Source organism: Histidinibacterium aquaticum (assembly GCF_008710275.1).
GTDB lineage: Bacteria > Pseudomonadota > Alphaproteobacteria > Rhodobacterales > Rhodobacteraceae > Oceanicola > Oceanicola aquaticus.
On sequence record NZ_VYQE01000001.1, the window covers coordinates 186,845 to 198,687 of the forward strand.

At 70.2% G+C, this 11,843-nt stretch carries 14 protein-coding genes; 8 read left to right on the top strand and 6 right to left on the bottom strand.

Going from position 1 to position 11,843, the window contains the following annotated elements; genetic code table 11:
• Window positions 1-31: 31 nt before the first annotated feature.
• Window positions 32-931 (bottom strand): DMT family transporter, encoded by a 900-nt coding sequence (locus F3S47_RS00895; protein WP_150443346.1) that lies wholly within the window; start codon window positions 929-931, stop codon window positions 32-34.
• On the bottom strand, window positions 928-2,025 hold the full coding sequence (locus tag F3S47_RS00900; RefSeq protein ID WP_150443347.1) for a THUMP domain-containing class I SAM-dependent RNA methyltransferase: 1,098 nt from the start codon (window positions 2,023-2,025) through the stop codon (window positions 928-930). Before F3S47_RS00900 ends, F3S47_RS00895 begins: the two co-directional genes overlap by 4 nt.
• Window positions 2,026-2,119: 94 nt before the next feature.
• Here F3S47_RS00900 and radA point away from each other — a divergent pair, with 94 nt between their 5' ends.
• Window positions 2,120-3,484 carry a DNA repair protein RadA gene (radA, locus tag F3S47_RS00905; RefSeq protein WP_150443348.1) on the top strand — a complete coding sequence of 455 codons (1,365 nt, stop codon included), beginning with the start codon at window positions 2,120-2,122 and terminating at the stop codon, window positions 3,482-3,484.
• Between the two features lie 19 nt (window positions 3,485-3,503).
• Window positions 3,504-4,094, top strand: a complete 591-nt coding sequence (locus F3S47_RS00910) for a CvpA family protein (protein WP_150443349.1) — start codon at window positions 3,504-3,506, stop codon at window positions 4,092-4,094.
• Between the two features lie 4 nt (window positions 4,095-4,098).
• Here the strand turns inward: F3S47_RS00910 and F3S47_RS00915 are convergent, their stop codons facing one another.
• From F3S47_RS00915 to F3S47_RS00930, 4 genes are read right to left on the bottom strand one after another with little or no spacing between them, the layout of a single operon-like run.
• Window positions 4,099-4,335: a hypothetical protein gene (locus F3S47_RS00915; RefSeq protein WP_150443350.1), complete on the bottom strand. Its 237-nt coding sequence runs from the start codon at window positions 4,333-4,335 to the stop codon at window positions 4,099-4,101.
• A gap of 14 nt (window positions 4,336-4,349) precedes the next feature.
• Window positions 4,350-4,445: a DUF2474 family protein gene (locus F3S47_RS00920; protein ID WP_150443351.1), complete on the bottom strand. Its 96-nt coding sequence runs from the start codon at window positions 4,443-4,445 to the stop codon at window positions 4,350-4,352.
• On the bottom strand, window positions 4,445-5,452 hold the full coding sequence (cydB, locus tag F3S47_RS00925) for a cytochrome d ubiquinol oxidase subunit II (protein ID WP_150443352.1): 1,008 nt from the start codon (window positions 5,450-5,452) through the stop codon (window positions 4,445-4,447). Before cydB ends, F3S47_RS00920 begins: the two co-directional genes overlap by 1 nt.
• A gap of 4 nt (window positions 5,453-5,456) precedes the next feature.
• Window positions 5,457-6,893, bottom strand: coding sequence for a cytochrome ubiquinol oxidase subunit I (locus F3S47_RS00930; protein WP_150443353.1), 1,437 nt, complete (start codon window positions 6,891-6,893; stop codon window positions 5,457-5,459).
• A 264-nt stretch (window positions 6,894-7,157) separates the two neighbouring features.
• Between F3S47_RS00930 and purF the strand changes: the two genes are divergently transcribed.
• The 6 genes from purF to F3S47_RS00960 all read left to right on the top strand — a co-directional run bounded on the left by purF (window position 7,158) and on the right by F3S47_RS00960 (window position 11,831).
• Complete coding sequence (gene purF, locus F3S47_RS00935; protein ID WP_150444162.1) at window positions 7,158-8,615, top strand: amidophosphoribosyltransferase; 1,458 nt, start codon at window positions 7,158-7,160, stop codon at window positions 8,613-8,615.
• A 143-nt stretch (window positions 8,616-8,758) separates the two neighbouring features.
• Complete coding sequence (locus F3S47_RS00940; protein WP_150443354.1) at window positions 8,759-9,031, top strand: hypothetical protein; 273 nt, start codon at window positions 8,759-8,761, stop codon at window positions 9,029-9,031.
• Window positions 9,032-9,069: 38 nt separating this feature from the next.
• Window positions 9,070-9,636 (top strand): hypothetical protein, encoded by a 567-nt coding sequence (locus F3S47_RS00945; RefSeq protein WP_150443355.1) that lies wholly within the window; start codon window positions 9,070-9,072, stop codon window positions 9,634-9,636.
• A gap of 32 nt (window positions 9,637-9,668) precedes the next feature.
• A complete protein-coding gene (locus F3S47_RS00950; RefSeq protein ID WP_150443356.1) occupies window positions 9,669-10,307 on the top strand; it encodes an SDR family NAD(P)-dependent oxidoreductase in 639 nt (212 codons plus the stop codon).
• Between the two features lie 94 nt (window positions 10,308-10,401).
• The gene (surE, locus tag F3S47_RS00955; RefSeq protein WP_150443357.1) at window positions 10,402-11,190 is read left to right on the top strand and encodes a 5'/3'-nucleotidase SurE; all 789 of its coding nucleotides are present in this window, start codon (window positions 10,402-10,404) and stop codon (window positions 11,188-11,190) included.
• Window positions 11,187-11,831: a protein-L-isoaspartate(D-aspartate) O-methyltransferase gene (locus F3S47_RS00960; protein ID WP_263405962.1), complete on the top strand. Its 645-nt coding sequence runs from the start codon at window positions 11,187-11,189 to the stop codon at window positions 11,829-11,831. The genes surE and F3S47_RS00960 overlap by 4 nt, the downstream gene beginning before the upstream one ends.
• Window positions 11,832-11,843 lie beyond the last annotated feature (12 nt).

Consider the following 11,843-nt stretch of genomic DNA (forward strand, 5'->3'; position numbering starts at 1 on the left):
GCTCCCCGAGGTATTTCCGGCTAGATGAAGATCAGGCGGGGCGGGCCCGTCGGGCGCGGCGCTCGGTCAGGATGACGTAGAGGCCCGCGCCCGCGATGATCGCCGCCCCGAGGTAGACCCAGTGGCTCGGCACGGTGCCCCAGACGATCCAGCCCATGAGGCTCGCCCAGAGCAGCGCGGTGTAGTCGAGCGGGGCCACGACCGAGGCGCGGCCCATCCGGAAGGCCTGGCTGATGAGGCTGACGCCGAGGGTCCCGAAGACCGCCGTCATTGCCAGCAGCCAGGGGTCGAGTGGCGCGAGAGCGGGCCAGTCGAGCAGAAGCGTGGCGCTGCAGAGGATGGCCGGAACCAGCGTCATCCAGAAGGTCAGCGTGAGGTAGCCGTCGCTCTTGGGGACGAAGCGGGCGGAGATCATCATGCCCGCGTAGAGCGCCGCGGCGAGGATCGGCAGGAGCATGGCGGGCTCGAAGGCGGCGGTGCCGGGGCGGACGACCACGAGGACCCCGGCGAAGCCCGCCACGACCGCCGCCCAGCGGTCGCGGCCGACGTGCTCCCCCAGCAGCGGTTTGGAGAGCGCCGCGATGAAGAGCGGCGCGGCGAAGATGAGCGCCGTGGCGAGGTCGAGGGCGAGGTGGCGCAGGGCCAGGATGAAGGCCCAGGTCGCGGCGATGGCGAGGCAGCCGCGCAGGACATGGACGCCTGGCCGCGACGACCGGAGCGCCGCCGGCCCCTGCCGCCAGAGGATCAGAGCGGCGAAGACGGGCGCCGCGAGCAGGCTGCGGACGAAGAGCAGCTGGAGCGGGTGGTAGCGCTCCACCAGCCACTTGGAGGCGGTGTCGCTGAGCACGAGGCAGAGCACGCCCGTGCACATCACGGCGACCGCGGCCCCGCTGCCCGCGGAGGCGGTGCCGGGACGGGCGGCGTCGGTCATGGTAGCGGGCTCGTGCGGTGGAACCGGACCTTCAGGGGCCCATGCGGGATGGGCGGGCCGGTCTCTTCGAAGCGCAGGCCGGTGGCGCGGGCGAGGCCGGGCTCGGAGGTGACGATGCCGACGCGCCAGCCGGAGAAGCGCTCGGTCAGGACCTGGCCGAGGGTGGCATAGAGGCCGTGGAGCGGGCCCGGCTTGCCGATGCGGGCGCCGTAGGGCGGGTTGGTCAGGACCAGGCCGGGCGGGCCCTCGGGGCGCTCCAGCTCGGAGAGGGCCTGGCGCGCGACGGCGGCGAAGGCGGAGAGGCCCGCGCGCTCGATGTTGGCGGTCGCGCCGGCGACGGCGCCCTTGTCGCGGTCGTACCCGAGAATGCGGGGAGAGGCCGGGGGCTCCGCCAGCTCCGGCGGCGCGCCGGTCTCCGGCGCGACCAGGAGATGGTCGAGGGCGAACCGGCGGGCGGCACCGGGCTGTGCCCCCGCGGCGAGGCCCGCGGCCTCCAGCAGGATCGTGCCGGAGCCGCACATCGGATCGACCAGCTGCTCGGTGCCGTCGTAGCCGCAGGCGCGCAGGAAGAGCGCCGCCATGGTCTCGCGCAGGGGAGCCTTGCCGACGAACTCCTTGGTGCCGCGGCGGTGCAGCGGCGCGCCGGAGGTGTCGACGGAGACGGTGACGAGGTTCTCCTCGATCCGGGCGGCGATGCGGATGGGCGCGCCGGCCTCGACCGGGGCGCCGGTGCTTTCGGTGATGGCGCGCGCAATCCGCTGGGCCGCGGCGCGGTCGTGGTAGATCTTCGACTTGCGGCAGGAGGCCTCGACGCTGACCGGCACCTCGGGACGCAGGAGCGCGGGCCAGTCGACCTTGCGCGCCCGCTTGTCGAGCTGGGCGAGGTGGACGGCGGGGAACTCTGCGATGCGGGCGAGCACGCGGGTCGCGCCGCGCAGTTCGAGGTTGGCGCGGCGGACCTCGGCCCAGCTACCCGTCGTCACGACGCCACCCGGCACGCTGCGCGGCGCGGCGAAGCCCGCGGCGGCGGCCTCGTCGCGAAGAAGCGGCTCCAGCCCGGGGGCGGTGGCGAGAAAAATCTCGAGCGGGTCCATCCCGCCGCCCTACCCTGTTCCCCGGCGGAGGGCGAGAGGCCCAGGGGCCCGACTGCGGATTGCGCGCGCGCGCGGCCTGCGGCAAGAGGCGGGCATGGCCAAGTCCTCCGCCTATGTCTGCCGCGCCTGCGGCGCCGAGTTCTCCAAGTGGTCCGGCCGCTGCGAGAGCTGCGGCGCCTGGAACACCATCGAGGAAGCGCAGCCGCTCTCCGAGGGGCCGGGCAAGACGCTCGGCACCAGGCGCGGTTCGTCGCTGACCCTGACCGATCTCGCCTCCAAGGAAGAGGCCCCGCCGCGCACGGCTTCCGGGGTGGACGAGCTCGACCGAGTGCTGGGCGGCGGGCTGGTGAAGGCCTCTGCCCTGCTCGTCGGCGGCGATCCCGGCATCGGAAAGTCGACGCTGCTGCTTCAGGCAGCGGCGCGCTTCGCCCGGGGCGGGCTCAAGGTGCTCTACGTCTCTGGCGAGGAATCGGCGGGTCAGATCCAGATGCGCGCCGAGCGGCTGGGCCTGACCGAGAGCCCGGTGCAACTCGCCGCCGCGACGAGCCTGCGGGACATCATGACGACGCTCGACGCCGAGGCACCGGACCTCGCGATCATCGACTCGATCCAGACCATGTGGCTCGACACCGTGGAATCCGCCCCCGGCTCGGTGAGCCAGGTCCGGGCCGCGGCGCACGAGCTGACGAGCTTCGCCAAGCGGCGCGGTGTGAGCCTGGTGATGGTCGGCCATGTCACCAAGGAGGGCACCCTCGCGGGACCCAGGGTCGTCGAGCACATGGTCGACACGGTGCTCTACTTCGAGGGCGAGCGCGGGCACCAGTTCCGGCTGCTGCGCGCCCACAAGAACCGCTTCGGCCCGGCCGACGAGATCGGCGTCTTCGAGATGACCGGGCGCGGGTTGATCGAGGTGAAGAACCCCTCGGCGCTCTTTCTGAGCGAGCGCGGCGAGGCGGTGCCGGGCTCGGCGGTCTTCGCGGGGATCGAGGGCTCCCGGCCGATCCTCGCCGAGTTCCAGGCGCTGGTCGCGCCCTCGGCCACGGCTCAGCCCCGCCGGTCGGTGCTGGGCTGGGACGGCGGCCGGCTGGCGATGATCCTCGCCGTGCTCGAGAGCCGCTGCGGCGTGACCTTCGCCGGGCTCGACGTCTACCTCAACGTGGCCGGCGGCCTGCGGATCTCGGACCCGGCGGCGGATCTCGCCGTGGCCGGCGCGCTGATGTCGGCGCGGGAGGACCAGCCGCTTCCTGAACAAACCGTACTTTTCGGCGAGATTTCTCTCTCCGGCGCACTCCGACCGGTGACCCAGACCGAAAACCGGTTGAAGGAGGCGGGGAAACTTGGTTTTACCCGGGCGATCCTGCCGCAGGCCCGGAAAGCACGCGGCGGCGATGCGGGGCTTCAGCTCACGCCGATGAGCGATCTGCCCGGTTTCGCCGCAGAGCTCTTCGGCGCCGGCTAGGGACTGGAGAGGGACGCTTATGGACGGCTTCACGATCGTCGACGCGGTGGTCGCCGTGATCATAGTGCTTTCGGCGCTGTTGGCCTATTCGCGCGGGCTGGTGCGGGAGCTCCTGGCCATCGCGGGCTGGGTCGTGGCGACCGTGCTTGCCTTCATCTTTGCCGACCAGGTCCAGCCGCTCGTGCAATCGGTGCCCGTCGTGGGCGAGTTCATCGGCGACTCCTGTGAGCTCAGCATCATCGCGGCCTTCGCCGCCGTCTTCGCCCTCGCGCTGCTGGCGGTCTCGCTCATCACGCCGGCCTTCTCCTCCATGATCCAGCGCTCGGCCATCGGGGGCGTCGACCAGGCGCTCGGCTTCCTCTTCGGCGTGGCGCGCGGGATCCTGCTGATCGCCGTGGCCTTCTTCCTCTACCAGACGATCCTCTCGGCGCAGGACATCGCCATGGTCAACGACAGTCGATCCGCCGCGGTCTTCGGCGACTTCAGCCAGCGGCTGCAGTCGCAGAACCCGGAAGAGGCCCTCGGCTGGGTGACCCGCCAGTACGAGCAGCTGGTTGGCCCCTGCGGCGCCCCGGCCGACCCGGTGACGCCGACCACCCCCGACGAGTGATCCGTCAGGCCTGCAGGGCCTCGCGCAGCGCGGCGCGCTCTTCCTCCGGCGTGCCGGGAAAGGGCTCGCGGCCGGCGCGGCGGTACCAGTAGGCGGCGTTGCCCTCGTCCCCTTCCAGGCGGTGAAGATGGGCATGGAGCCAGGCGGCCTCCGGCCCCGGATCGTCCTGGGCGATGTCGTGGGCGCCCTCCCAGTCGCCGGCGTCGAGGCGGTCGAGGGCCCGGGTCAGTTTCTCGTGCATGGCTGGGTCTCCGGTCAGAGGATCATCAGCCTGATACCGTAGGCCACGACCCCCAGCGCGGCCACCGACGCGGCCCAGATGAAGACGAACCAGAGGAGCTTGCGCCCCATCAGTGGTAGCCCTCGTTCGGGTCGAGCTTGCCGCGGAAGACCCAGTAGGCATAGGCCGTGTAGCCCAGGATGATCGGAATCAGGATCGCGGCGCCGACCAGCATGAAGACCTGGCTCGAGCGCGGGGCGGCGGCCTGGTGGATCGTGATCTCGGTGGGGATGATGTAGGGCCACATGGAGATGCCCAGCCCCACGAAGCAGAGCAGGAAGAGCGCCAGCGCGAGGACGAAGGGCAGCCAGTCGATGCCGTGCCACATGATCGACTTGGCGAGAGAGAAGATCAGCACCCCGACGAGGACCGGCACCGGCGCCACCCAGAGGATGTTCGGCCAGCCGTACCAGCGCTCGAAGTAGCCTGCGTCTAGGAAGGGCGTCGCGGCCGACACCGCGGCGATCCCGCCCACCGTCAGGAAGGCGAAGATGCGGGTCCAGTGGCGCACCCGCTTCTGGATCTCGCCCTCGACCTTGATGTTGAGCCAGCAGGCGCCGAGCAACCCGTATCCCGCGACGACCGACAGCCCGGTCAGGATGGTGAACGGCGTGAGCCAGTCCCACCAGCCGCCGCCGTAGGCCCGGCCGTCAACCTCGATGCCCTGCAGCAGCGCGCCGAGGGTGATCCCCTGCGCCAGCGCGGCCACCACGGACCCGCCGATGAAGGCGCGGTCCCAGAGCACCTGAGTCCAGGGCCGGACCGCGCGCCAGCGAAATTCGAAGGCCACGCCCCGGAAGACCAGAGCGAGGAGCATCGCGATGATCGGCGGATAGAGCGCCGGAAGGATGATCGCGTAGGCCAGCGGGAAGGCGGCGAAGAGCCCCCCTCCCCCGAGGATCAGCCAGGTCTCGTTGCCGTCCCAGACCGGCGCGACCGAGTTCATCATCAGGTCCCGATCCTCCTTCTTGGGGAAGAACGGGTAGAGAATGCCGAGGCCCAGGTCGAAGCCGTCGAGCACGACGTAAGTGAAGACGGCGAAGGCCAGCAGGAAGGCCCAGATGGTGGTGATGTCCATGGGGCTACTCCGCCGGGTGGGGTTCGGGGCCGGGCTCGCCGGTCTCGGGCGACTTGCCCGTCAGGCCGGCGGAGCGGATCGGACCGGGCTCGGACTCGGGGCCCGTCTCGCCCTTCTCGGGCGGATGCGCCATGAGCCGCAGCAGGTAGATGACGCCTGCGCCGAAGACGGCGAAGTAGATCACGATGAAGGCAATCAGAGAGGCTCCGACCGCCGGGGCCGCGATGGCGGAGACCGCTTCGGCGGTGAACATCTCTCCGTAGACCACGAAGGGCTGGCGGCCGACCTCCGTGGTGATCCAGCCGGCGATCATCGCCACGAAGCCCGACGGCCCCATGACGAGAGCCGCGCGATGCAGCCAGGGCGCCTCGTAGAGCCGGCCCTTCCACCGCGACCAGAGGCCCCAGAGCCCGACGCCGAGCATCAGCAGACCGATGCCGACCATGATCCGGAACGACCAGAAGACGACGGCGACCGGCGGCTCCAGTTCGTCGGGCACGGTGTCGAGGCCGGCGAGGGACGCGTCCCACCCCTTGTTGAGGATCGGGCCCCCGATCCGCGGGATCTCGATGCTGTAGCGCAGCTCGCCCGCCTCCTGGTCGGGGATGCCGAAGAGCACGAGCGGGATGCCGTCCTCCTGGCTCTCGAAATGCCCCTCCATCGCGAGGACCTTGGTCGGTTGGTACTCGTAGGTGTTCAGCCCGTGTTCGTGGCCGAGGATGATCTGCAGCGGCGCGGTGACGACGATCATCCACATGGCCATGGAGAACATCGTCCGCACGCCGCGGTTGTCGTGCCGGCCGTGCAGCAGGTGCCACGCGCCGACCCCGCCGACGACGAAGGCCGTCGTCAGGTAGGCCGCCGTCAGCGTGTGCGCGAGGCGGTAGGGGAAGGAGGGATTGAAGACGATCTCCCACCAGTTCTCGGGGACGAACTGGCCGACCTCGTTGATCGAGAAGCCCTGCGGCGTGTGCATCCAGGAGTTGACCGAGAGGATCCAGGTCGCCGAGACCGCCGTGCCTCCCGCGACCATCACGCAGGCGAACATGTGCAGGCCATGGCCGACCTTTTCGCGGCCGAAGAGCATGATGCCGAGGAAACCGGCCTCCAGGAAGAAAGCCGTCAGCACCTCGTAGGCCATCAGCGGCCCGAGGACCGGCCCCGTCCGGTCGGAGAAGACCGACCAGTTGGTGCCGAACTGGTAGGACATCACGAGACCGGAAACGACGCCCATGGCGAAGGAGATTGCGAAGATCTTCAGCCAGAACTTGAAGAGGCGGAGATAGGCCTCGTCCTTGGTCCAGAGGAACATGCCGTTCAGCACGGCGAGGTAGCTCGCGAGACCGATCGAGAAGGCCGGGAAGATGAAGTGGAACGCCACGGTGAAGGCGAACTGCACCCGGGCGAGGATCAGGGCGTCGAAGCCCAGGAATGTCTCCATGCGTCTTCCCCGTAGATGGCCACGCTCCATACACCTAGGCGACGGTCCGCCGGTGTCAGGGGTCTGCGACAGTATTGCCGGTCAGCCGGGGCCCCCGATGCCTGCCGCGCCAGCATGCTGCCTGATCGGGCGGCACCGGGCCCACGGTCGGTCACAGCTTCCGGCGGGCGCATGAATGTCCCGTGACACCTGCCGCAGGGGCGCGTATGGGGTGGGCCGTCTAGAGAGACACGGGATTCGGAGCCGCTGCCCTTGCCCAGATCCATGCCCCCCGCTCATCCCTTCGACGACGACAAGCTGAAGGAGGAGTGCGGCATTTTCGGCGTGATCGGCATTGCCGACGCGGCCAACTTCGTCGCCCTCGGCCTGCATGCGCTCCAGCACAGGGGGCAGGAGGCCGGCGGCATCGTTACCCACGACGCCGACGAGGGGTTCCAGTCGGTCCGCCGCTTCGGCTACGTCCGCGACAACTTCACCGACCCAGAGACCATGTCCAAGCTTCCCGGCACTCTGGGGATCGGCCATGTCCGCTACTCGACCGCGGGGTCCAAGGGCCAGACGCAGATCCGGGACGTGCAGCCCTTCTTCGGCGAATTCGCCATGGGCGGCGCGGCGATCGCGCACAATGGCAACATCACCAACGCCAACGCGCTCCGGCGCGAGCTGATCGAGCGCGGCTCGATCTTCCAGAGTTCCTCGGACAGCGAGTGCATCATTCACCTGATGGCCCGGAGCCTCCAGCGCGACATCCCCGCCCGGATGGAAGATGCCCTTCGCCGGGTCGAGGGGGCCTTCTCGGTCATAGCAATGACCCGCACGAAGCTGATCGGCGTGCGCGACCCGCTCGGCGTGCGGCCGCTCGTGCTGGGCAAGATAGGCGACGGCTGGGCGCTGGCCTCGGAAACCTGCGCGCTCGACATCATCGGCGCGGAGTTCATCCGCGAGATCGAGCCTGGCGAGATGATCGTGATCCGTCCCGACGGGATTGAGAGCGTCCACCCCTTCCGGCCCAAGCGGTCGCGCTTCTGCATCTTCGAGCACGTCTATTTCTCGCGCCCCGACAGCATCCTCGGCGGGCGCTCCGTCTACGAGACGCGCGAGGCGATCGGCCGCGAGCTCGCGAAGGAGGCGCCGGTGGAGGCCGACCTGGTCTGCCCGGTCCCCGACAGCGGCACGCCCGCGGCGATCGGGTTCTCGCTGGAATCGGGCATCCCCTACGGCATGGGAATCATCCGCAACCAGTACATGGGCCGGACCTTCATCGAGCCGACCGAGCAGATCCGGAACATGGGTGTGCGACTGAAGCTCAACGTCAACCGCGCGCTGATCCGCGGCAAGCGGGTCGTCCTCGTTGACGACAGCGTCGTGCGGGGCACGACGAGCCGGAAGATCAAGGAGATGATCCTCGATGCGGGCGCGGCGGAGGTCCACTTCCGCATCGCGAGCCCGCCGACCGCCTGGCCCTGCTTCTACGGCGTCGACACGCCCCAGCGGGAAAAGCTCCTCGCCGCCTCCATGTCCGAGGAGGAGATGCGGCGGCACTTGGCCGTCGACAGCCTCCGGTTCATCTCGCTCGACGGGCTCTACCGCGCCGTTGGCGAGGCGCAGGGCCGCGACAACGACAATCCGCAGTACTGCGATGCCTGCTTCTCCGGCTGCTATCCCGTGGAACCCGCCGACATGGTCGAGCAGGGATTCCGCATGAAGACCGCGGCGGAGTGACCTCACTCGGCGGAACCCTGCCGCAGGCGTCTTAACCCTCTTTTCAGAACCGGTCCGGCAGACCATATCGCGGGCATCCCCCGATGCGCGCACCTAGAAATTCCGGATCAGCCGGAGCAGCGCGCTCGGGGGCGCCTTGAGTGATGACTGTCGAAAGCGAACCGATGACCGACGAGACCAATCCTGAAGTCGCCGCCACCGAAGCCGGCAAGGCCGATCTGGGCGAGACGCTGCTGCTTGGCCTGATCGACGCGCCGGACGGACCGCGCGCCATGCTCCGCTTCACCGACGGCGACATCGAGACCGTGGCCCCCGGGACCTACACGCGCGAAGGCGAAGTCGTGGCGATCGACGAGACCCAGGTGGTCATCGCGCGCGGCGATGGCGCGCTCGTCCTCAAGATGCCCACTGGCTGACTTGCCGGCACGGGCCGGGGCCGGATAGGTTTCGGCCCATGTCCAGCGCCCCTCCCCCGTCGACGATTTTCGTCCTGAACACCGGGCGTTGCGGCTCGACGACCCTTGCGCGCGCCTGCGCCCACCTGACCACGCATACCGCGTCGCACGAGAGTCGGAGCCACCTGACGGGCCCCGAGAGGCTCGCCTTCCCGGCCCGCCACATCGAGATCGACAACCGCCTGGCCTGGTTCCTGGGCCGGCTCGATGCCGACTGGGGAGATCGGGCCGCCTACGTGCATCTGACCCGCGCCCCGGACGCGGTGGCGGAAAGCTTCGTCCAGCGCCCCAATCCCGGCATCCTCGACGCCTACCATCGCGGCATCCTGCTGGGCGCGCCCTGGAAGTCTCCGGGGCTGAGCAGGCGCGAGATCGCGGAGGACTACATCGCGACGGTGACGGCCAACATCCGGCATTTTCTCAAGGACAAGAGCCACGTCATGCACCTCCGGCTCGAGACTCTGGCCGAGGACTTCCCCCGCTTCGTCCGGTGGATCGGCGCGGAGGGCGACCTCGACGCCGCGCTCTCGGAGCTCGCGCAGCGACACAACGCCACCGAGGCTTGACCCTGCCGGTCGCCCGCGCCAAAGGGGCCGCCATGACACGCACCGCCCTCGTCACCGGCGCCTCCCGCGGGCTCGGCGCCGCGCTCGCCAAGGCCCTGGCCCCCACCCATCACGTCATCGCCTGCGCCCGCACCGTCGGCGCGCTGGAGGAGCTGGACGACGCGATCCGCGCAGGGGGCGGCGAGGCCACGCTGGCCCCCATGGACGTGACCGTCGACGCGGCAATGCAGCAGCTCTGCCGCTCGATCCACGACCGCTGGGGCGGGCTCGATCTCTGGGTTCATACGGCGGTCTACGCCGCGCCGCTGTCGCCCGCGGGCCACGTCGCGGAGAAGGAGATGACGAAGAGCCTGAACGTCAACGTCGCGGCCACGCGCCGGCTCATCTCCTACGTCGCGCCGCTCCTTGGCGAAGAGGGCCGCGCGGTCTTCTTCGAGGACCCGCAGGAGGGCAAGGCCTACTTCGGGGCCTACGGCGCGACCAAGGCCGCCCAGATCGCCCTCGCCCGCAGCTGGCAGGCGGAGAGCCGCCGCACCGGTCCCAAGGTCGAGATCCTCGCGCCGGAGCCGATGCCGACCGCGACCCGCGCCCGCTTCCATCCCGGCGAGGACCGCGAGGGGCTGACCGCGCCCGAGACCGAGGCCGCGCGCCTCCTGCCCTCCCTGATCTGAGGCCGTTTCCCGAAAGGCTCAACCGGGCCCCGGGGCGCCGCCCGGGGGGCCCGCGCCGCTTGCCGGGACCGCCTGCCTCGCATAGAGGGGACCCATGCGGATCCTCATCACGAACGACGACGGCATCAACGCTCCGGGCCTGGAGATTCTCCACGCGATCGCCACCGAGATCGCGGGAGAGACGGGCGAGATCTGGACCGTGGCCCCCGCCTTCGAACAGTCGGGCGTGGCCCACTGCATCAGCTACACGCACCCCACGATGATCGCCGAGCTCGGCCCCCGGCGCTTTGCCGCCGAGGGCTCTCCGGCGGACTGCGTGCTGGCCGGAATCCACGACGTGCTGGCCGAGAACCCGCCGGACCTCGTGCTCTCCGGGGTCAACCGGGGCAACAACTCCGCCGAGAGCGCGGCCTACTCGGGCACGCTCGGCGGCGCGATGGAGGCGGCGCTGCAGGGTCTCCCCGGCATCGCGCTCAGCCAGTATTTCGGCCCGAAGAACGCGACGCTCGACAATCCCTTCGAGGCGGCCGCGGCCCACGGCGCCGATGTCGTGCGCAAGCTGCTCGACCACGGCGCATGGGGCGCGCGCGGCGAGTATTCGATCTTCTACAACGTCAATTTCCCGCCCGTCCCGGCAGCCGAGGTGAAGGGCCTGAGGGCCGCCCCGCAGGGCCTGCGCCCCGGCGTGACTCACAAGGTCGAGCCTCAGACCGCCCCCTCGGGCCGCCGCTTCCTCTGGGTCCGCGGCGGGGACCAGCACCTGCAGACGGCGCCCGGCTCGGACGCCGCGGTCAATCTCGAAGGCTATGTCTCGGTGACACCGATGCGGGCGGACTTCACGGCGCACGACGCCCTGCCCGCCCTCGGGGACGCCCTGCGGTGACCTCGGAGGCGGAGCGCAAGATGCAGTTCCTCTTTGCCCTGCGCTCGCGCGGGGTGACCGACGCCCGCGTGCTGCACGCGATGGAGCACGTCGACCGCAAGGCCTTCGTCACGACCGGCCTGTTCTCGGACCGCGCCTACGAGGACATGCCCCTGCCCATCGCCTGCGGCCAGACGATCTCGCAGCCCTCCGTCGTGGGACTGATGACCCAGGCGCTCGATCTGCGCGACCGGGACAAGGTGCTGGAAGTGGGCACCGGGTCCGGCTACCAGGCCGCGATCCTCAGCCACCTCGCCCGCAGGGTCTACACCGTCGATCGCCACAAGAGGCTGGTGCAGGCCGCGGAGGCGATCTTCGAGCGGCTGGGACTTGCCAATATCACCGCCATGACCGCGGACGGCAGCCGGGGGCTTCCGGACCAGGCTCCGTTCGACCGTATCCTGGTCACCGCGGCCGCCGAGGACCCTCCGGGCCCGCTCTTGGCGCAACTGCGCGTAGGCGGTATCATGGTGCTGCCGGTGGGGCAGTCCGACGCGGTGCAGGCTCTCATTCGCGTCACCCGGACCGAGGATGGGTTCGATTACGAGGAACTGCGCGCCGTCCGGTTCGTGCCCCTGGTCGAGGGGCTCGGGCAGGAGTGAGGCGCCGGCGCA